Raw genomic sequence first — 21,199 nt, 5'->3', positions numbered from 1 at the left:
TTTACCTTTTTTATTATCAAGTAAAAAAGCGCCGCTATTGATGCATGCGATTGATGCAAGGGCGCAATTACCTGAAGGTCACACTAGGACATGTCCTCCAATGGACAGATGATACAAAAAAAAAGCAATTCGATAAAGGTATTGGAAAAACTCCCGGCCTGGCCCATGAATAAAACCGCAAACTGGCTGAGTGTCACCGTGATCTATTTATATTACAGTTACATTCGCTTAAACAGATGTAATGTGCCGCATCAAGTTCTGGGATCCTAGTACCAGTGATAACTTAAGCACAATGCAATTTTCCCTATGTTCAAGATTGCAATCTTGTGATTTATCTTTGGAGATATACTATGATCAAAATGAAAACTGCTTTTGGTATTGCTGCAAGCGTGGCAATGGCCATGCCAGTACTGGCATTTGCTGCCGCTGACCAGGAAGCTGCGATGAAAGACCCTAATAACTGGGCTCACCCGCGTGGCCAACACAATAACCAGGGTTACAGCACGCTGGCAAAAATCAATAAAGGCAATATCAAAAACCTGAAAATGGCCTGGTCATTCGCTACTGGTGTAAACCGTGGCCATGAAGGCTCACCTATCGTTGTTGGCAACATGATGTACCTGGTCTCTGCTTTCCCAAACAATATCTATGCACTGGACCTGAACGATAACCAGAAAATCGTCTGGTCTTACTTCCCTAAACAGGATCCAAGCGTTCAAGCTGTCCTGTGCTGTGACAACGTGACTCGGGGCCTGGGTTTTGGAGACGGTAAAATTTTCCTGCAACAGAATGACGGTATGCTGGTTGCCTTGGATGCCAAAGACGGCAAGAAAATCTGGGAAGTGAAAAACACGGATCCAAAAGTCGGTGCAACAAACACTAACGCGCCACACGTGATCAAGGACAAAGTACTGACCGGTTGTTCAGGCGCTGAATTCGGCGTCCGCTGCTTTATCGCTGCCTACAACCTGAAAGATGGCTCCCTAGCATGGAAAGCGTACTCAACAGGCCCGGATGCAGAAACACTGCACGACGCCAATACCAACAAAGATAATCCATTGTATAACGCACTGTCTGTTTACCAGGACGTGAACGGTGGTAACAAAGAGGGTGGTTCTTTCAAACGCTTGTCCGCCGACCAGATCAAGGGTGGCGAAAAAGAGCTGGGTACACGTACCTGGTTAAAACCGCAGGCAATCAAAGACGGCTGGCAACATGGTGGCGGTTCCGTATGGGGCTGGTGGCCATATGATGCCCGCACCAATCTGGTTTATTATGGTGCCGGTAACCCCTCTGTCTGGAACCCGGACGTACGTCCAGGTGACAACAAATGGTCCATGACCGTGACTGCACGTGACCTGGATACCGGGATGGCCAAATGGGCGATGCAAATGACGCCACACGATGAGTGGGACTACGACGGTGTGAATGAAGTGATCCTGTTCGACAAAGGTGGCAAAACATATGCCTGGCACCATGACCGTAACGGTTTCGCTTACACATGGAATGCCGTCACAGGTACTTTGATTGCTGCAGAAAAAGTACACCAATTCGTGAACTGGGCGGCTGACGTAGACCTGAAAACAGGTGTACCAAGCAAAGACGGCCGTTATTCTACTCACCAGGACTACAACGCTAAAGGTATCTGCCCGGCTGCGTTGGGCACCAAAGACCAGCAACCTGCTGCTTACTCTCCAAAAACTGGCCTGATGTATTCCCCGTTGAACCACGTTTGTATGACATACGAGCCAGTTGAGTCCAAATATGTGGCTGGCCAGCCATGGGTGGGCGCGACACTGACCATGTTTGCTGGTCCGGACGGGGTGATGGGTGGTTTCGGTGCTTATGATCCAATGACCAACAAAAAAGTCTGGTACAACAAAGAAAAATTCTCTGCCTGGAGTGGCGCCCTGACAACCGCTTCTGACTTGGTGTTCTACGGTACCCTGGATCGCTGGTTCAAGGCGGTTGATGCTAAATCCGGCAAGGAACTGTGGAAATTCCAGGTGGGCTCCGGTGCGATTGGTAATGCATTCACCTACGGCAACAAGGGTAAACAATACGTTGGTATCTTCTCCGGTATCGGGGGCTGGGCTGGCGTTGCGATGAACCTGGGGATGACCACAGAGACAGACGCACTGGGGGCTGCCGGTGGTTACAAAGAACTGGTCAAGTACAACGCTGCGCCTGGCGGTGGATCACTGAACGTTTTCGGGCTGTAATTCGCCTCTCAAGTTACTTGTAGCGATACGTGCACTAAAAACACCCTGCTGAGGCAGGGTGTTTTATTTTGTGGGCGTGATGGGCAATGGGAGGCTTGTTTATTTTTGTCAGGCCGCGGGGTGGGTGATCAGTAAACCCGTACTGCGTTTTCTGTACGTATTTGCTGGAAGATTTGATGCCGTCCAGGCGCAATCTTGTGCGTGTTGACTGCTTCCAGGATGACACAACCAGGTTCGTGGGTATGCGTGCAATTATTGAATTTGCAGTGGCCGATAAATGGCCGGAATTCGACAAAAGCATATTCCAGTGCAGCGGTGTCGATATGGTACAAACCGAATTCCTGCAAACCTGGCGAGTCAATAATCGCGCTGTGGCTATCCAGGTGATATAAATGCGTCGCTGTGGTGGTGTGCTTGCCGCTATCTAAGGTCGTACTGATTTCCTGGGTTTTACTGCGTGCTTCAGGCAGCAGGCCATTAATGATGGTTGACTTGCCCATGCCGGACTGGCCGACCAGTACGCTGGTATGTCCCGCAAGTATCGGCCGTAATGCCTCTACGGACTCTTTGGCATTGAGTTGCACCGTGAGGTAGCCAAGTTCAGCATATCCCGCCAGCTTCTGCATGGCTTGCGGGTTAGGCAAATCGCACTTGTTCAGGATAATCACTGCGCGTATGCCGCTGGCTTCTGCTGCAACCAGGCAGCGATTCAGCAGGTCTTCATAAAAGCTGGGTTGTGTCGCCAGTACGATCAGTATCTGTGTAACGTTGGCTGCGAGAGTTTTGCTTTTGTATGCATTGCTGCGATAGAGCAGGGTGTCGCGCTCGGCGGTTTGTTCAATTACGCCTTCCTGTGCCGAAGTCAGTTTGACCGTGACGCGGTCACCCGCTGCATTGTCGACCTTTTTACCCCTGGTGACACAACTGAGGGTACGGCCATCGGCCAGTTCAACGTTATAACGCTTGCCGTAGGCAGCAACAATCAATCCTTCTTGCAGCATGTTAAAAGTGGTAATAGGTATGATTGAGATACTGCACCACTTGTTGCTCATCGTCATCAAACCACTTGAGGTTGAGCATGGTGTTACAGTTGGTGACCTGGGCTTTCAGGCCGGCGAGTGAGCGTACTTTGCGGTATTCCCGCGTATAAATCCCACTGCCATCGCCACCAAAGCTGCTGGCATGGCAGGAGATGCAATGGGTTTCGACCAGCTTTTTACCGGCGGCCAGATCAGCGCTGTCAGCCGCCTGTGCGTTAATCATCAAGGTAGATAAAAGGATGATGAGGCAGGCCTTCATGCGTAGGTTTGCAATTTTGCAATACGCAAGCTGGCTGGCGGATGCGAGTCGTAAAAAGCCGAATGCAACGGGTCAGGCGTCAGGGTAGACGCATTGTCACGATATAGTTTCACCAAAGCATCAATCAGGAACTGCGGCCTGGATTGCTGGGAGGCATAATGGTCTGCTTCAAATTCATTGATGCGGGAATAAGCCGCCAGCAATGGGCGCAGGATAAACATGAATACCGGGCTCACGATCACAAATAACAGCAGTGCCATGTGGTTGCTGGCCTGTGCCACACCCAGGCCATGGTAGAACCAATCCTGGGTGACCAGGAAACCGAGTAACGCCAGGCCAAGCAGGCTTAACCCGAACATCATGATAATGCGCTTGATCACGTGCCGGTGCTTGAAATGCCCCAATTCATGTGCCAGGACAGCTTCAATTTCATCTGCATTGAGTTTTTCAAGCAAGGTATCAAAAAACACCACCCGCTTGTTTTTACCAAAGCCGGTAAAGTAGGCATTGCCATGACCGGAGCGGGTGGAGCCATCCATCACAAACAGGCCCTGGCTGGCAAAGCCGCATTTGCGCAGCAAGGCTTCAATACGCGCTTTCAGGCTTTGGTCTTCCATAGGGGTGAATTTGTTAAACAGAGGCGCAATCCAGATAGGATACACGGCCAGCATGAACAGGTTGAATGCACTCCAGATCAGCCACAGGTACAGCCACCACCAGTCGCCAGCACCTTGCATGAGCCATAAAGCCACGAACAAAATGGGGCCGCCCAGCAACAGGCCGACAATGGTATGTTTGACCAGGTCGCTGAAAAACATGCTGCGCGACATTTTGTTAAAGCCAAATTTTTCATCAATGCTGAAGGTCTGGATATACTCAAAAGGCAAAGTAAGCGCGCTGGAGATCAACATGGCAGAGCAAATGACCAGTGCACCGCGGATAATCTCATGGTCGGGTAACCATTGCTGCCACAACTGGTCGAGTCCCTGCAGGATACCTCCTAGCGTTAAGGCCAGCAGCACGGCCATTTCCATGGTCGTTTCCCCCAGGCGCAGTTTCACCTTGGCTGAGGTGTAGTCTGCGGCACGTTGATGCGCTTCCAGGCTGATGGTCTGATTAAAGGCAGGAGGCACTTGTGCGCGATGTTGCTGGATATGGCGGATATGGCGCAGTCCCAGCCAGAGGCGGATAGCGAGGCTGATCACAATGACAGCAATAAAAATTTGGGTAAAGAGTCCAGACATAACGGTCACTGATTTAATGTAATTATTGGGTAGCTATTTTGATGGATTTATATCCACCTTGTTCACTGAACTGAATATAATGTTTTATTTTAATGGAAATCATGACAAGAGGTGCACAATTGGCAACGAATCAGGACAATTTAATCTGGCTGGACATGGAGATGAGTGGCTTGCAGCCGGATAGCGATCGTATTCTTGAGCTGGCTGCGGTAGTGACGGATGCCCAACTGAATGTGATTGCAGAGTCTCCGGTGCTGGTCGTGCACCAGATGGATGCCGTGCTGGATGGCATGGATGCCTGGAACAAGGGGACGCATGGGCGCAGTGGCCTGATTGATAAGGTGAAAGCATCAACGCTGGATGAAGAGGCCGCCACCGATATCATGCTGGCTTTCCTGAAAGAGCATGTACCTGCCGGCAAGTCTCCCATGTGTGGTAACTCCATCTGCCAGGACAGGCGCTTTATGGCACGCTATATGCCACGCCTGGAGCAGTTCTTCCACTACCGTAACCTGGATGTCAGCGTATTTAAAGAGCTGTCACGTCGCTGGCGGCCGGATATTTATGCCGGCTTCAAGAAAGCCAGCCGTCATGAAGCGTTGGCGGATATTTATGAATCTATTGATGAATTGAAATACTACCGCGATCACTTCCTGATCATGACACCTGCCGCCACTTCAGCATAACAGGCAAAAAAAAGACGCCTAATCGGGCGTCTTGAGGGAGGAGAAGTTAGCTTTGGAGAAGCTTGCCTATTCATAAGCAGTTTCTGTGCCAATTTTTCTTCCCGTGTACTCTCGTCTATCACATCGCAATACTCGGGTTAAAGCAGCTGCTGGTATAAGGCCAGGTAACGTTTTGTCCGGGTTTCCCAGCTGACATCCTGTTGCATCGCTTGTTTTTGCAATTGCTGCCACTGTCCAGAATTGGCAAATACAGTCAGCGCTTGTCGCAAGGTGACCAAAAGTGTCCATGGATTATGTTGCGGCATGATGAAACCCGTCATGGTGGTCGGCATCCTGCCGTCTGCCGTGATTTCCCCACCCTGGATTGAGTCTGCCAGGCCGCCAGTATTGGCGACGACAGGAATGGTGCCGTAGCGCAAGCCATACAGCTGATTCAGGCCGCATGGCTCAAACCGCGAGGGCATGACAAAAATATCGGCCCCTGCCATGATGCGGTGCGACAGCGGTTCGTGATAACCGATAGTGACGGAGACCTGCCCCGGATATTGCTGCATCAATGACTGGAACCGCTGTTCCAGCGCCTGCTCTCCGCTACCGAGTACCACCAGCTGGCAATCCTGTTCAAGTAGTTCATGTGCAATGGCTGCCAGCATGTCCAGGCCCTTCTGGTAAGTGAGCCGGCTGACGACTCCCAGTAAGGGTGTATGGGCGTTTGGTGTCAATCCCAATTCGGTTTGCAGGGCATGTTTTACCTCTTTCTTGGCTGACAGTTTCTGGATGTGGTAATGCACAGGCAAATAGCTGTCAGTGGCAGGATTCCACACATGGGTATCTATGCCATTCAAAATACCGGTTAGATCTGCCGAGCGGTGCTGTAACAAGCCTTGAAAGCCGAAGCCAAACTGATCCGTCTGGATTTCCCTGGCATAGGTTGGGCTGACTGTGGACAAGGCATCGGCAAAATACAGGCCAGCTTTCATGAAGGATACATGGCCATAGAATTCATAACCTTCCGGTTTGAAGTCCTGTTCATCCAGCGTGAGCCTGTAACGCCAGTCAGCATGGAAGTTGCCCTGGAACGCCAGGTTATGGATGCTGAAAACAGATTTCGCCGTACTGCCCAGTTGGCGCAAATAGTAGGGTATTAGCCCGGTTTGCCAGTCATTGCAATGCACGATGTCTGGTTGCCAGTCCTGCAGGGCGTTAGGCAAAGCCAGTAGCGCGGTGACTTTGGACAGCAGGCCAAAACGCAATGGGTTATCTTCCCAGTCGCCATGTTGCGGATGATGATAAGGACCCCCCTCCCGGTCATACAAGGGCGGATAATCAATCAGTAGCAGTGGAACGTGCGTGCCGGGTAGCACGGTTTGGTAAATGTCGCAGCGGATATCTGCAAACACCGATAGTGAGCCGAGCAAGTGCGGAGACTGGCATTTAGCCAGAATCCCGCGGTAAGCGGGTAACACAATCCGGATATCCAGGCCAGCGGCAAACAGAGCGGTAGGTAATGCACCACTGATATCTGCCAAGCCTCCTGTTTTGATGAGTGGGAAAACTTCTGAAGTTGCAAATAATAAACGCAAGAGAATCCCTTTAAATCAGCGGAGTAAGATAAGCCGGCGGCGTGGCGGCCAAATTATGATACATTGCCTGCTCCGGTTTTAGAAGGAAAATACAATGAAATCTTGGCTAGCAGTTGCGGTGGGCGCCAGTATAGGGGCGTGGATCAGATGGGGGTTGTCAATCCGCTGGAATGGCATAGGGACTATTCCCTTGGGAACATTTCTGGCAAATGCGATTGGCGGCTTGTTGATGGGTGTTGCGCTGGGTATCTTGCAGAGTGTGCCCAGCCTGTCACCAGAGTGGCGTTTGCTGATGACTACCGGTTTTCTGGGCGGCCTGACCACCTTTTCCACCTTTTCGGCTGAGGCGTTTACATTGCTGCAAAAGCAGGCGTATGGCTGGGCCGGCCTGTATATTGCCAGCCATGTCATTGTCTCTATTGTGCTGACCATGGTGGGATACTGGTGTGTCATGCGCTTGCACTCAGTTTAAGCAGCATGCCGATAAAAAAAGAGAGCCGGTTGGCTCTCTTTTCAAACGCTGGCTTCAATGTGTAATCATGAGGCCAGGTTATTCCTGATCACACAGTTTATTTCTGTGTTTCTATCATCACCATTTGGGCTGTATCGCCAGCAGCAGCTTCATCTTTTTTCCATTTGGCGGCGGTGCGAGGCTTCCTGGTTTTAGGCGCTGCGTCAGTCGCAGATGCACTGGCTTCAGACTTGGTTTCCACCAGTTGAATACCGCTATCCGCGGCCGTATCGGCTGCAGGTTTACGTTTGCGTGCCGGTTTCTTTGCAGCAGCGCCAGCTTTCTCTGTCACCACCGCTTCTTTCTCGGCGGAAGTGGTTTCAACCAGCTCGATACCTGCTGCTGCCGTCGCGGCTTCCTCTGTACGCTTGGTACGGCCTTTGCCAGCAGCGGTTTTAGCTGTGCGTGAACGGCCGCGTGCCGGTTTCTCGGCGCTGGCATCATCCGCCACCTTGTCAGCGACTTCAGTTACAGCATTTACTTCAGTTGCTTTAGGGGAGGTAACTACCTCTTTCTCAGCGGCTTTTGTCACCTCAGGTGCGTTTTCTGCAGTGGCTTGAGTGTTTACGGCTGGAGCTGGGGAATTGCTGGCTTCGCTAGTCGCGGCTTTCGCTGGTACAGCTTGCGCGGCTGTTTGCTCAACTGCCTGCGTATTGCTGGCTGTCGTTTCCAGGGAACCGTTGCTGGAAGCATCATCACGTTGGCGACGGTCACGGCGGCCATGGCGGTTACGGCGGTTGCCACGTTCGCTGCGCTCTTGTTTATTATCGGCCGGATTCGTCAAGACTGGCTGGTTCTGATCTGCCTTGGCGGCTTCCTGTGCCGGCTGACGTTCCTGCCTTTCTTTGGCTGCCGGTTTTTCCTGCTGCCTGTCCTGTCTGGATTTATGGCTGGCTTCCTGCTCTTTTGCCGGGCGCTCGCTACGTTCCTGCTGGCGATCACGCTGACGGTCACCACGTTCGCGACGATTGCGGTTTTTATTGCGGTCTCGCCCGTGCTCTTTTGCTTCACGTGCAGGTTTCGCTGCCTCTGCCGGTGCCTCTTTTTCCTCCAGGCCTAACCAGGATTTGATGACACCGAAGAAGGATTTTCTGGTGTCGGCCACGGCAACCACGGGTTTTTCTTCCACAATCGGTGCTGCGGTGGCAGGTGTAATACCCTTGACCACCGCTTCTGTTTTGGCAGGGGCTGCCGTCTGTTGCAGGCGGTGCTGGTAATCAGACTCGGTTGGCAAATCGACCATCTTGTAGCTGGCCTGGGTCGTTTCCTCATTCACGTCATCATGGCGGATACGCATAATCTGATAGTGCGGGGTTTCCATGTGGATATTGGGAATCAGGATGACTTCTACGCCAGTACGTTGCTCGATCTTGTGGATATCGGCGCGTTTTTCATTGAGCAGGAAAGTGGCGGCTTCAACCGGCAGCTGTACCTGGATGATCGCACTGTTGTCTTTCATGGCTTCTTCCTGCGTAATCCGCAGGATATGCAAGGCAGTCGATTCAATGCCCCGGATATGGCCTGTACCGTTACAACGCGGGCAGGTCATGTGGTTGGTTTCACCCAGGCTAGGGCGCAGGCGCTGGCGCGACATTTCCAGCAGGCCAAAGCGGGAAATCTTGCCCATCTGCACGCGGGCACGGTCGTGATGCAGGGCATCACGCAAGGCGTTTTCCACTTCACGCTGGTTGCGCTGGTTTTCCATGTCAATAAAGTCAATCACCACCAGGCCGCCCAGGTCACGCAGGCGCATCTGGCGCGCGACTTCTTCGGCGGCTTCCAGGTTGGTATTGAATGCAGTTTGTTCAATATCGGTGCCTTTGATGGAGCGACCGGAGTTGACGTCGATGGAGACCAGTGCTTCCGTGTGGTCAATCACAATCGCACCACCAGAAGGCAAGCGCACTTCGCGGGAGAACGCAGATTCAATCTGGTGCTCGATCTGGAAACGCGAGAACAGCGGAATTTCGTCCTGGTACAGTTTAACGCGTGTCACATTGCCCGGCATGACGTGGTTCATGAATTGCAAGGCTTGCTCATGCACGTCAGCTGTATCAATCAGGATTTCGCCAATGTCGGCACTGAAGTAGTCACGGATTGCACGGATCACCAGGCTGCTTTCCTGGTAAATCAGGTAAGCACCAGGCTGGAAATTGGAGGCATCTTCAATCGCCTGCCACAGTTGTGTCAGGTAGTTCAGATCCCATTGCAGTTCTTCAGCCGTACGACCGATACCGGCAGTACGCGCAATGATGCTCATGCCATTGGGCACTTCCAGTTGCGCCATGGTGTCGCGCAACTCGTTGCGGTCTTCACCTTCGATGCGGCGGGAAACACCGCCTCCACGTGGGTTGTTTGGCATCAGTACCAGGTAACGGCCAGCCAGCGAGATAAAGGTGGTGAGGGCGGCGCCTTTGCTGCCACGTTCGTCCTTGTCTACCTGGACAATGACTTCCTGGCCTTCCTTGATCACATCCTGAATACGGGCGCGGCCTTCAGGTTTGTCCTGGAAATAGCTACGGGCGATTTCCTTGAAAGGCAAAAAGCCGTGTCTGTCAGTACCATAGTCGACAAACGCGGCTTCGAGTGAAGGTTCTATGCGGGTGATGACCCCTTTGTAGATATTGCTTTTGCGCTGTTCTTTGCCAGCATGTTCAATATCCAGGTCGATGAGTTTCTGTCCATCAACAATGGCAACGCGTAATTCTTCCGATTGCGTTGCATTAAACAACATTCTTTTCATGCAGTACTCCTTGGCGAAGCTGCAGAATAGTTACTGAGTAGGGCGAGCCAGGTTGGGATTCAACCCCCGGAATTTAACGTGATGTTAAGTGCAATGGCAATTGCGATGCTATGGAAGCATGGCAGGCATCAATATGCACAAGTGTTGAGCAGACTGTGAGCCAGGAGGGCAAACACTATGAATACTCAATCTATCTGACAGGGTGCAAATACAAAGCAGGGCAGTGGGGTTATGGAAACCATCTGCATGGTTCATTGCTGTTGAATTGCTAAAATAAAACCCTATACAGCATGTAAATTCGTTAAAATCCGGGTTCGGCAAACGCCAGGCTCATATCGTTAATTATTCTGCGTGAGCTGTCGCGTTTCGTAATTTCTAATTAATTATCGCTACTTTATGGCGAGCGGTATTCACCAAAATTTGTGTTTTATTCTGAATAAACATGCGCACCTAAATAATTTGGCCGCAATATCGATGATTATTTCGATGACGGCATTGCGTGATGTTGTCGGCAATGCCGGAAAAACGCAGACCCAGAATCCCGACAGTATATCCATAAGTCCTGACAAAGCAAAGCACGACCTGCAACTATGACCTCAAATCCCCGCCAATCTGACTCAAAGGCTTTGCCCGCAGGTATCGAAAAACCGGCCAGTGACCGCGTTACCCTGCTACGCGTGGATGAGGCTTCGGAAACACAGCGCATTGATAACTACCTGGCAAAGGTGCTTAAAGGTGTACCCAAAAGCCATCTCTACCGCATTTTGCGTAGTGGTGAAGTCAGGGTCAATAAAAAGCGCATCGGTGCCGAATACCGCTTGCAGTTGGGGGATGAGGTCAGGGTGCCGCCGATTCGCATTGCAGAAAGCGCACCTAAACCCGGTTTGCCAACAGTTAAACCTCGCCTGGTCGAATACGTGATTTATGAAGATGATGCCATGCTGGCATTAAACAAACCTGCCGGCATAGCCGTGCATGGTGGCAGCGGTATCAGCCTGGGGGTAATCGAGCAACTGCGCCTGGAGCGCCCGCAAGCAAAATTCCTTGAACTGGTACATCGACTGGACCGTGAAACCTCGGGTGTGTTGATGATCGCTAAAAAGCGCTCTGCCTTGACAGCATTGCATGAAGCCATGCGTCATCACCGCATGGACAAGCGTTATCTGATGCTGGTGCAGGGACAGTGGCAGGAGACCAAAAAGAAAGTCACGCTGGACTTGCAGAAGTATGTGACTGAAAGTGGCGAGCGTCGTGTACAAGTCGTGGGTATGCCCCTCCTGAATACTGAACCTGGTGGCCGCAAGTCACTCAAATCCAGTGGGGTAGTGGCTAAACAGCAGGCTGCCAAAGGAAAGTTTGAAGTGGAAACGCAGCTCTCTGAAACCTGGTTTTACCTGCAGGAGCAACTCGGGCTATTCAGCTTTCTGCAGGCCAAACTGATTACCGGGCGTACCCATCAGCTGCGAGTACAGTTAGCGCATTTAGGTTTCCCCATTCTGGGCGATGACAAATATGGTGATTTTGCACTGAACAAGCAGTTGGGCAAACAAGGTCTGAAGCGCATGTTTTTACACTCCAGCGAAACCCGTATTGCGCACCCGTTGACGGGCGAGCCCTTGCATCTGGTGGCCGAGTTGCCGACAGAGCTGGAAAATTTTCTGCAACATCAGCGTCAACTAAATACCAGATAATAGATATTCTTTTGATAAAACATAATAATCCGGAAGTAATGCTGTGAAACAGTTCGATTTAATCGTTTGGGATTGGGACGGCACGATTGCCGACTCCACCGGCATGATTACGCAGGCGCTGATCAAAGCCGCTACTGAGGCAGGATTGCCACCACTGAGTGACGCCCGTGCACGCAGTATCATCGGTTTGGGGCTGCGTGAGTCGATTGAAGTGCTTTATGGCGCGATTCCGCAAGACCAGGCGCAGGCGCTTGCTGCACATTACCACCGTCACTACTATGCCGGTGAGAACCAGATCCTGTTGTTTTCCGGCATTGCTGAAACGATTGCTGCGATTCACAGGAAAGGCTGTAAACAAGCGGTCGCGACCGGTAAAGGCCGCCGCGGCTTAAATACTGCCTTGCAGTTGTCCGGCTTATCCAGGAACTTCAGTGCGACCAAAACCGTGGATGAGTGCTTCTCGAAGCCACATCCGCAAATGCTGGACGAGTTGATGGATGAACTGGTCGTGATGCCAGAGCGTACGCTGATGATTGGTGACTCGCAATATGACATGCAGATGGGCAAAAATGCCGGGGTGGTCACGGCAGCCGTGACTTATGGTTCGCAAACTGCCACGCATTTGCAGCAGTATTCCCCGGATTACATGTTTCATGATGTGGCAACATTAAGCACATGGTTACTGGAAACAGTATGAGTGCAGCAGTGCTGACATTTAGTAGTGGAGAGTTGCAGGAAAAAGGTGATGGCCTGCGTTTTGCCATTCCGGCACTGGGCCCGCATGCAACTGGCTTTCTGGTGCGTTTCCAGGGTAAGCCTTATGCTTATGTGAATCGCTGTGCGCATGTGCCTGTGGAACTGGACTGGGAACATGGGAAATTTTTTAACATGACGCAGGAGTGGTTGATTTGTGCCACGCATGGCGCCATGTATGCACCACAAACCGGGCGCTGTGTCATGGGGCCTTGCCAGGGTAAAGGATTATCTCCTATTCCTGTCAGCGAACAGGCAGGGGTGGTCACTGTACACCTGGACCAGCTTTGAAGGGCCGTGGTCAGCGCAGATAGCTAATTGCTGGCAACCTGCTTAAAATGATTAGATTAATTGAAATTATTGATGAAAGTTGAATTATGCAAGAAGAAAATCAGCAGTCGCCAGAACTGAAACAGGCAACTTCTTCCCCTGACTGGGCACAGCAAAGTCTGGAGAGAATTGCGCTGGCCGGCTTGCAGGAACAGAAAACATCCAGGCGCTGGTCGGTATTGTTCAAGTCGCTGACATTTATCTATCTTTTCTTCCTGCTGCTGATGTTACTGGGTTGGGTAGGGCAGAACAAAAATGTCTCTGCTGCGCATACCGCCCTGATTGATATTACCGGCGTGATTGAAGCCGGCGGCCAGGTCAATGCGGATGCGGTCATCAGCAGCCTGAAGGATGCCTATGATAATAAAGGTACCAAAGGCATTATTCTGCGCATCAACAGCCCGGGTGGCAGCCCGGTGCAGGCCGGGATTATCAATGACGAAATCCATCGCCAGCGTACACTGCATCCTGATATTCCTGTCTATGCCGTGGTGGAAGATATCTGCGCTTCTGGTGGCTATTACATCGCGGTGGCAGCGGACAAGATTTTCGTTGATAAAGCTAGTATTGTAGGTTCTATCGGTGTATTGATGGATGGTTACGGATTTACTGAAATCATGAAAAAAGTCGGGGTAGAGCGCCGCCTGATGACGGCCGGTGAAAACAAAGGCATGCTGGATCCATTCTCCCCGGTGAATCCGAAACAGAAAGCTTTTGCCCAAAGCATGCTGGACCAGATTCACCAGCAATTTATCCGTGTAGTGCGCGAAGGACGCGGCAATCGCCTGAAGGAAAGCGAGGAAACCTTCAGTGGTCTGTTCTGGAACGGTGAGGAAAGCATCAAGCTGGGCCTGGCTGATGCAGAAGGTAGTGCAGATTTTGTTGCGCGCGAAGTGATCAAGGAATCAGAGATCGTTGACTTCACTTACCAGGAAACGGTGGTAGATCGTTTCGCCAAGAAACTGGGCGCCAGCATGGCACAAGAGCTGGGCGTGAGTGCCAAGAATTTGTTGCCGACGTTGCGCTAACAAGTTGAGTGATAAATAAAAAAGGGACAGTGATGTCCCTTTTTTATTTCGTCTTATCTTGTCCAGGCAGGCAAATATTACTTTTTGGCTTTGTTCTTCTCGTTGCGCTGTTTCATCTTGGCGCGCATTTCGTTCTTGCGGCGGCGCATGGTGACCAGGCCTTCGCCCTTTTTGCGTTCCTCTTCTTTATCGAATGGGTTCTCACCTTGATGGTACTGTACGCGCAGCGGCGTGCCCACCAGCTGGAATGCCTTGCGGAAAATACCTTCCAGGTAGCGGGTGTAGCTAGCTTTGACGCCATCTACATGGTTGCCGTGAACGACCACAATCGGCGGGTTGGAGCCGCCTTGGTGTGCATAACGCAATTTCGGGCGGATGCCTTTGCTGATAGGCGGCTGATGTTGTGTGGTGGCTTCACCCAGCACACGGGTTAATTGCGGAGTGGCCAGTTTAGCCATGGCTGCTTTGAACGCCACATCTACCGAGCCTAGTAATTCATTCAGGCCTTTTTTACGCAAGGCGGAAATATAATGAAATTTGGCAAAGTCCAGGAACTGCAATTTTCTATCAATTTCGCGTTTGATCCATTCGCGCTCATCATCCTGTAAACCATCCCATTTATTGATGGCTACGACCAGGGCACGGCCAGCATCCAGGATATAGGCCGCCACGTGCGCATCCTGCTCGGTAATGCCTTCCTTGGCATCGACGACAAGGATAGCCACATTGGCATCTTCAATCGCCTGCATGGTTTTAACGACCGAGAACTTCTCAATTGCTTCAAACACTTTGCCGCGCTTGCGTACCCCGGCAGTATCAATAATAGTGTAATGCTTGCCGTTTTTTTCCAGCGCGATTTCAATCGAATCGCGCGTAGTGCCTGGCTGGTCGAACGCAATGACCCGATCTTCACCGAGCAGGGCATTCACCAAGGTAGATTTGCCCACATTGGGGCGACCAACGATGGCAATTCTGGGCGTGTCTGTATTGACCGGCTCCGTGGGTTCCTCTTCTTTTTCCTTGATAGATTCAAGCGCGAGCTCAATCAGGTCACGTACACCTTCACCATGGGCAGATGAAATAGAGAGCGGTTCACCTATGCCAAGCTCGTGGAAATCAGCGCTGACAACCGCTTTACGCATACCTTCGGTTTTGTTGACGGCCAGCAACACGGGGCGCTGGGCCCGGCGTAAAGCCTGTGCAATGGTGAATTCCTGCGGGGTCAACCCGGCGCGGGCATCGACCAGAAAAATAATGACATCGGCTTCATCAATGGCCAGCAAGGTCTGCTTGGCCATTTCTTTTAAAATACCGGTATCGGCAGTGGGCTCAAAACCACCGGTGTCAATCACCAGGTAAGGCTGGCTGGCACCCAGGCCGCGGCCATAGTGACGGTCACGGGTCAGCCCCGGCAAATCCGCGACCAGCGCATCACGCGTCCTGGTCAACCGGTTGAATAAAGTGGATTTGCCGACATTGGGGCGGCCAACGAGAACAATGGTAGGTAACATTACTTGTAGGTGACCGCGTAAAGATGGCCGTCGCGGGATTGTGCGAAAAACTGGTTATTGCTGCCTGCCACCAGTGACATGAGGGGTTTGGAACCTAACTGGGTGCGGCCAACAAAGCTGCCATCATCCTGGCTTAACAGATGCACATAACCTTCGAGGTCACCGACCGCGACTATATTGCTTAACGGCAAGGGAATGGTCAGATGACGGTAGCCGAGGTTGCCCTGGCGCCAGAAGGTTTTGCCATTGGCGGTATCCAGTGAGTAAACGGAACCAATGGTATGACTTAAATAGATTTTGCCATTATCTGCCGTTAAACCGATATAGCTGGAAATGTCACGGCTCCAGATTACCTGTCCGCGCTGGCGGTCTACCGCAGCGACTTTACCCTGATAGGCCACCACATATACCACTGCGCCATCTACAAACGGCAGGCTGGTAATGTCAGCAATACGCTCGATTTCTGTCACGCCTTTAGGCTGGGCCACCGTGGCTTCCCACAGTAGCTTACCGTTGTCCGCGCGGATAGCCACCAGCTTGCCACCGGGGAATCCGGCGTAGATGGCACCACTATCCACCACGATGCCTGCTTGTGTTTTAAGCGACAGGGAAGGGGTGGCACGCTCATAGACCCATTTGCGCCTGCCGTCGGCGGCATCAATGCCATAAATATGATGATCACTGGTACGTACGATCACCGTGCCGTCATAGTAACGCGGCTGGCCCTGGATCTCGCTGCTGAGGATGGCGCTCCATACTTTTTTGCCATTCATATTCAACGCGTAGAGGCGCCCTTTACTTGTTCCTGCCAATACCAAACCACCACCCAGGCCGACACTGCTGCTGATAGGTTCTTCCAGCTCTGTTTTCCACTGCAGCTTGCCGCTGTCGGCTGCCAGTTGCATCACGGTGCCCCCGGCATTGACAGTGTAGATAAAGTTATCAGCTACGACGGGTGAATAAGTAAAACGGCCAGCTTCACCCACATCGGTGGACCAGGCAATCCGCATGTCATAAGACGACTTGATTGGTTCAAGTTCGACCGGAGGATTGGCAGGTTCTGCGCCAAAAATACTTTCACTTAAATTGTTTTTGAGATCGGTAAAGCCTGAGCAAGCCGAGAGACCGCTTCCCAGCGCAAGCAGGACAGAGAGTGCCAGGTAATTGACTATGCGTGACTTTTTCATGTGCAAAGCAGAAAGGCCGGACAAACGTTGCATGCGATTAACCAAGCGCATCCAGTTTTTGCTGGGTCAGGTAAAACAGCTTGCCTTCAGGGTCCAAACCATTAAGTGCCTTGCTGTAGGCTTCTTTCGCCTCTTTTTCCTGTTTTTTCGCGAGATAGATATCGCCCAGCATGGCATTTTTCAAGCCATCAAATCCCTTGTCATCAATGGCTTCCAGGGTCTTTCTGGCATCATCGAGTGCATTGCGTTCCATTTGCAGACCGGCAATTTCAATTGCCGCCATGTGTTGAATGGCAGGTTCTTTGGCTTTGGACATGGCCCATTGCAGTTGCTTTTCAGCGGCTTCGCTTTGTTTGGCCTGGTGTAATGCACGGGCTGCAAACAGGGCCGCACGGCCTGCATAAGGCGTCATGCTGTAATCATTCTGCAAGGCTTGCGCATCTTTGCTGATTTGTTCGGCCTTTTTGCTGTCTACGTCAAGTAACGGGTTGCTGACCAGCGATTGATAAGCGGTGGAAGCGGCAGTGGCTTTGCTGTTCATCCAGGATTGGTAGCCTTGCCAGGCACCATAGGCAACTACAGCGACCAGCACCAGGCGGATCACCAGCTTACCGTTTTTATGCCACCACGCTTTAAATTCGTCCAGCTGTTCCTGTTCTTCCAAATCGTACGCCATTGTAGTTCCTGCTTGTTTTCTTGATATGAGTGATGTCGCGTTATGCAGTTGCCGCACGCCGGGCCTGGCCGGGAATCGCGTTCAGCAACTGTCGAGTATAATTTTGCTGGGGAGCATTATAAATGCTTTCTACGCTTCCTTGCTCAATTACTTTGCCTTTTTGCATGACCAGCACCTCATCGGCGATGTGCCTGACCACGCGCAAGTCGTGGGTAATAAACAGATAGCTCAGGCCCATCTCCTGCTGCAACTGTTTTAACAGCAAGAGAATCTGCGCTTGTACCGATACATCCAGCGCGGATACGGGTTCGTCGCAAATGACCAGTTTTGGCTGCAGGATCAGCGCGCGTGCAATGCCGATACGCTGGCGCTGGCCACCGGAAAACTGGTGCGGGTATTTTTGTGTATCGTCGGCATGGAGGCCGACTTTTTCCAGTATCTGGATGACCATGTTTTGTCGTTGCCTGGCATCACCGATACTGTGAATCACCAATCCTTCACCAATAATGTCGCCGACACGCATTCTTGGATTCAGGGATGCAAATGGATCCTGGAAGATCATTTGAATATCACGGCGGGCGCTGCGCAACGCAGATTTATCCAGTGCCAGGAAATTTTTTCCGTCAAAGATGACTTCGCCGCTATCGAGCGGTAGCAATCGCAAGATACCTCTTGCCAGTGTGGATTTGCCGCTGCCGGATTCGCCGACAATGGCAAGCGTGGTGCCGCGTTTGAGTTGCAGGCTGACGTCATCCAGTGCGTGAATCTGATGGCCTGCCAGCCCGAGTGCCCCTGTACGCTGGGTATAGGTCTTTTTCAGGTGATGTGCTTGCAGGATGCAGTCAGGCATGGTGTTTCATCAGGCCGGGATTAGCCAGCCGTAATTCATGGGTTGCAGGACTTTTTTGCCTTCGGCATCCGGTACACAGGCTAACAATGCCTTGGTGTAAGGATGTTGTGGTGACTGCAATACCTGGCTGACGCTGCCCGTTTCTACAATTTCGCCCCGGAACATGACAATGACTTCGTCGGCAATATCCGCCACCACGCCGAAATCATGCGTGATGAACAGCATGGCCATCTGCATGCGGTTCTTTAATTCATCCAGCAGGCGCAATATCTGTGCCTGCACTGTCACATCCAGTGCTGTCGTCGGCTCGTCTGCAATCAGCAGGGCAGGCTCGCATGCGATACTCATGGCGATCATCACGCGCTGGCGCTGGCCACCCGACAGTTCATCCGGGTAGCTATTGGCCCTGCCAGGATCAATGCCGACTTGTTGCAATAAGTCAGCTACCTTTTGCTTCAATGCACTGCCTTTAAGGCCTAAATGGGTTTGCAGTGGCTCCCCAATCTGGAAGCCTATGGTCAGCACCGGATTGAGCGAGGTCATGGGCTCCTGGAAAATCATACCCATTTGCCGGCCACGCAGATGCTGCATGGCGGACTCGTTAAGCTGGCTGATGTCTTGCCCCTGGAAGAACACTTTTCCCTGCATGTGCAATTGCGGAGACAACAATTGCATGACGCTGAGCGCAGTCAGGCTTTTACCACTGCCGGATTCGCCCACGATACAGGTTGTTTTACCACGCGCCAGCGACAATGACACGTTGTTGACCAGCTTGCGCTCCGGAGAACGAGCAGGTGTAATGTTCAATCCTTCTATGCGTAACAGCGCATTCATTCTATGCTGTATACCACGGTGACCACGACGCGGGCAATTTTATCGACAGTTGATTTGTCGTAAATACCGCCATAGCTGTTATCGCTATCTTCACCGCCAGTGGCAGGCAAGATATAAAATGCGCCCTGGCTGGCGGATTTCATGACGCCGACCTTGACACCATCCTGCTTGACGAATTCGGTGGCACGCGTGCGTGCATTTTTGGTGGCGTCTGCAATCAGCGACATTTTGACGGCTTCCAGGTTGCTGACCAGGAATTCTGGTGGTTGCGAAGTGATAGGGTGATTGTCTGCACGCAAAGTCAGGATGGCCTGGTTTGCCGCTGCAATTTTACTGAGGTCAGTCGTGCTGATATGCACATTCTGATAGCCCTCAAAGCCGCGCTGTACCTGGCGTGGCGTATCATGCACGTATTCTTCTTCGTAATGTGGTCCCAGCGTCTGTACATCAACCGTACGTATGCCGGCATCCAACCCTTGTTGGTCGAGGAAGTTTTCCAGCACGGCACGTTCACGGTCAATCGCTTGCAAGGTCTCGGCCTGGGTGGGGGCAACGACGCCGATATTGATGGTCCATTGCGCCCGATCTGCCTTGACCGGTTTTTCCGCCAGGCCCTTGACGGTAATGGATTGCTGGCTGGAGACCGCATGTTTAGCCTGTACACCAAGGATAAATGCTGCTGCTGCCATGCCCAATGCCAATAACAGGCCCAGTGCCGTCATGGCATTAAAAAAGTGTTTTTGCTCTGACATCTGGCCTCCTGCGCGAAAAACGGTTAACTGGACTGAATGATGCTTAATACCTGCTCAAGTTTCACGCGTGCCTGTTCGCCTTGTCCCAGCATGGGTTTGAGGCTGATTTCGTTGGCGATGGCTTCATCGTCACCGAGAATCGCTGCGAATTTTGCACCACTGCGATCTGCCTTCTTCATTTGTGACTTGAAGCTGCCACCACCGGCGTGCAGCACGACACTCAAGCCCATGCTACGCAGGTTTTCGGCCACGGTAAAGGCTTTTTGCCCGGCCAGTTCGCCGACATTGACCAGGTAGATGTCCGGCTGGTTATGTGCGGTGACACCATATTCCTGCATAAGCAGGAACACACGCTCCAGCCCTATACCGAAACCGCAGGCTGGTGTCGCGTTGCCGCCGATGCGTTCGACCAGCATATCGTAACGGCCACCGCCGGCAATCGTGCCCTGGGCACCGAGCTTGGTGGTGACCCATTCAAACACGGTGCGGTTGTAATAATCCAGGCCACGCACCAGGCGATGGTTGATGGTGTACGCAATGCCAGCCTGGGTCAGCAAGGCGCATAATTGCGCAAAATGCTGCCTGGAAGTTTCACCCAGGCCGTCCATCAGCTTTGGCGCAGCTTCGCACATGGCCTGCATGCGCGGATTCTTGCTATCCAGAATCCGTAACGGGTTGCTGTGCAGGCGACGTTTGGCATCTTCATCCAGCAAGTCTGCGTGTTGCTCGAAGTAGCTAATCAGGGTTTGGCGGTATTGCGCGCGCTCGTCGGCATCGCCGATGCTGTTAATCTGTAATTCCACATCCTGGATATCCAGCGCTTGCCACAAACGCGCCAGCAATACGATTTGTTCGGCATCCACATCCGGGCCATCAAAGCCAAACGCTTCCACGCCGATCTGGTGAAACTGGCGCTGGCGGCCTTTTTGCACATTTTCGTGGCGGAACATGGGCCCCATGTACCACAGGCGTTGCGGGCCATTGTAAGTCAGGTTGTGTTCCACCACGGCGCGGACACAGCCGGCAGTGCCTTCCGGGCGCAAGGTCAGTTTGTCGCCATTCAGGGCATCTTCCCAAGCGTACATTTCCTTTTCGACGATATCGGTATGTTCACCCACACTGCGCACAAACAGTTCGGTTGGTTCCACCAGTGGCATGCGGATATTGTTGTAACCATACTGGCTCAAGATGCGGCGTGCGGTGTCTTCCAGCTTGAACCAGAGCGGGGTGGCTTCCGGCAAAATATCGTAGAAGCCTTTAATGGATTGGAATTTTTGAGTCATGACTTAACGGCTTGAG

General features: G+C 52.0%; 19 protein-coding genes. 7 read left to right on the top strand and 12 right to left on the bottom strand.

The genetic code is table 11. The features are described from left to right. Window positions 1-350: 350 nt before the first annotated feature. Entirely contained in the window at window positions 351-2,222 is a 1,872-nt protein-coding gene (locus tag BLP53_RS04745) for an outer membrane protein assembly factor BamB family protein (RefSeq protein WP_091470875.1), read from the top strand. Window positions 2,223-2,350: 128 nt separating this feature from the next. Here the strand turns inward: BLP53_RS04745 and rsgA are convergent, their stop codons facing one another. The 3 genes from rsgA to BLP53_RS04730 are packed head-to-tail and all read right to left on the bottom strand — an operon-like array spanning window position 2,351 to window position 4,765. Beyond that, complete coding sequence (rsgA, locus tag BLP53_RS04740; RefSeq protein WP_091470873.1) at window positions 2,351-3,223, bottom strand: ribosome small subunit-dependent GTPase A; 873 nt, start codon at window positions 3,221-3,223, stop codon at window positions 2,351-2,353. A 1-nt stretch (window position 3,224) separates the two neighbouring features. Next, a complete protein-coding gene (locus BLP53_RS04735) occupies window positions 3,225-3,521 on the bottom strand; it encodes a c-type cytochrome (RefSeq protein ID WP_091470870.1) in 297 nt (98 codons plus the stop codon). Continuing rightward, window positions 3,518-4,765, bottom strand: coding sequence for a M48 family metallopeptidase (locus BLP53_RS04730; protein ID WP_091470867.1), 1,248 nt, complete (start codon window positions 4,763-4,765; stop codon window positions 3,518-3,520). The genes BLP53_RS04735 and BLP53_RS04730 overlap by 4 nt, the downstream gene beginning before the upstream one ends. 101 nt (window positions 4,766-4,866) lie before the next feature. Here BLP53_RS04730 and orn point away from each other — a divergent pair, with 101 nt between their 5' ends. Next, window positions 4,867-5,451, top strand: a complete 585-nt coding sequence (orn, locus tag BLP53_RS04725; RefSeq protein WP_091471387.1) for an oligoribonuclease — start codon at window positions 4,867-4,869, stop codon at window positions 5,449-5,451. 137 nt (window positions 5,452-5,588) lie between these two features. On the opposite strand, the gene glgA is transcribed toward orn, so the two are convergent. Then, window positions 5,589-7,034: a glycogen synthase GlgA gene (glgA, locus tag BLP53_RS04720; protein WP_091470865.1), complete on the bottom strand. Its 1,446-nt coding sequence runs from the start codon at window positions 7,032-7,034 to the stop codon at window positions 5,589-5,591. Window positions 7,035-7,128: 94 nt separating this feature from the next. Here glgA and crcB point away from each other — a divergent pair, with 94 nt between their 5' ends. Beyond that, on the top strand, window positions 7,129-7,506 hold the full coding sequence (crcB, locus tag BLP53_RS04715; protein ID WP_091470862.1) for a fluoride efflux transporter CrcB: 378 nt from the start codon (window positions 7,129-7,131) through the stop codon (window positions 7,504-7,506). 97 nt (window positions 7,507-7,603) lie between these two features. Here crcB and BLP53_RS04710 read toward each other — a convergent pair whose 3' ends face one another. Continuing rightward, window positions 7,604-10,288: an Rne/Rng family ribonuclease gene (locus tag BLP53_RS04710; RefSeq protein ID WP_091470860.1), complete on the bottom strand. Its 2,685-nt coding sequence runs from the start codon at window positions 10,286-10,288 to the stop codon at window positions 7,604-7,606. A 590-nt stretch (window positions 10,289-10,878) separates the two neighbouring features. Between BLP53_RS04710 and BLP53_RS04705 the strand changes: the two genes are divergently transcribed. The 4 genes from BLP53_RS04705 (at window position 10,879) to BLP53_RS04690 (ending at window position 14,090) form a co-directional block, all read left to right on the top strand. Continuing rightward, window positions 10,879-11,979 (top strand): pseudouridine synthase, encoded by a 1,101-nt coding sequence (locus BLP53_RS04705; RefSeq protein WP_091470858.1) that lies wholly within the window; start codon window positions 10,879-10,881, stop codon window positions 11,977-11,979. Between the two features lie 43 nt (window positions 11,980-12,022). Then, complete coding sequence (locus tag BLP53_RS04700) at window positions 12,023-12,676, top strand: HAD family hydrolase (RefSeq protein ID WP_091470855.1); 654 nt, start codon at window positions 12,023-12,025, stop codon at window positions 12,674-12,676. Continuing rightward, on the top strand, window positions 12,673-13,023 hold the full coding sequence (locus BLP53_RS04695) for a Rieske (2Fe-2S) protein (protein WP_091470853.1): 351 nt from the start codon (window positions 12,673-12,675) through the stop codon (window positions 13,021-13,023). Before BLP53_RS04700 ends, BLP53_RS04695 begins: the two co-directional genes overlap by 4 nt. Before the next feature lie 86 nt (window positions 13,024-13,109). Then, the gene (locus BLP53_RS04690; RefSeq protein WP_091470851.1) at window positions 13,110-14,090 is read left to right on the top strand and encodes a S49 family peptidase; all 981 of its coding nucleotides are present in this window, start codon (window positions 13,110-13,112) and stop codon (window positions 14,088-14,090) included. A gap of 77 nt (window positions 14,091-14,167) precedes the next feature. Here the strand turns inward: BLP53_RS04690 and der are convergent, their stop codons facing one another. From der to hisS, 7 genes are read right to left on the bottom strand one after another with little or no spacing between them, the layout of a single operon-like run. Next, entirely contained in the window at window positions 14,168-15,601 is a 1,434-nt protein-coding gene (der, locus tag BLP53_RS04685; protein WP_091470849.1) for a ribosome biogenesis GTPase Der, read from the bottom strand. Continuing rightward, window positions 15,601-16,788, bottom strand: coding sequence for an outer membrane protein assembly factor BamB (bamB, locus tag BLP53_RS04680; RefSeq protein WP_091471386.1), 1,188 nt, complete (start codon window positions 16,786-16,788; stop codon window positions 15,601-15,603). Before bamB ends, der begins: the two co-directional genes overlap by 1 nt. Before the next feature lie 37 nt (window positions 16,789-16,825). After that, the gene (locus BLP53_RS04675) at window positions 16,826-17,464 is read right to left on the bottom strand and encodes a YfgM family protein (RefSeq protein WP_091470847.1); all 639 of its coding nucleotides are present in this window, start codon (window positions 17,462-17,464) and stop codon (window positions 16,826-16,828) included. Window positions 17,465-17,504: 40 nt separating this feature from the next. Beyond that, window positions 17,505-18,314, bottom strand: coding sequence for an ATP-binding cassette domain-containing protein (locus BLP53_RS04670; RefSeq protein ID WP_091470845.1), 810 nt, complete (start codon window positions 18,312-18,314; stop codon window positions 17,505-17,507). Between the two features lie 9 nt (window positions 18,315-18,323). Continuing rightward, the gene (locus BLP53_RS04665; RefSeq protein WP_091470842.1) at window positions 18,324-19,148 is read right to left on the bottom strand and encodes an ABC transporter ATP-binding protein; all 825 of its coding nucleotides are present in this window, start codon (window positions 19,146-19,148) and stop codon (window positions 18,324-18,326) included. Then, on the bottom strand, window positions 19,145-19,900 hold the full coding sequence (locus tag BLP53_RS04660; RefSeq protein ID WP_091470840.1) for an SIMPL domain-containing protein: 756 nt from the start codon (window positions 19,898-19,900) through the stop codon (window positions 19,145-19,147). The genes BLP53_RS04665 and BLP53_RS04660 overlap by 4 nt, the downstream gene beginning before the upstream one ends. A 23-nt stretch (window positions 19,901-19,923) precedes the next feature. Then, window positions 19,924-21,183, bottom strand: coding sequence for a histidine--tRNA ligase (hisS, locus tag BLP53_RS04655; RefSeq protein ID WP_091470837.1), 1,260 nt, complete (start codon window positions 21,181-21,183; stop codon window positions 19,924-19,926). Between the last annotated feature and the right edge of the window lie 16 nt (window positions 21,184-21,199).

Source organism: Methylophilus rhizosphaerae (assembly GCF_900100975.1).
In the GTDB taxonomy this organism is placed as follows: domain Bacteria; phylum Pseudomonadota; class Gammaproteobacteria; order Burkholderiales; family Methylophilaceae; genus Methylophilus; species Methylophilus rhizosphaerae.
This window is presented reverse-complemented; position numbering and strand designations above follow the sequence as displayed.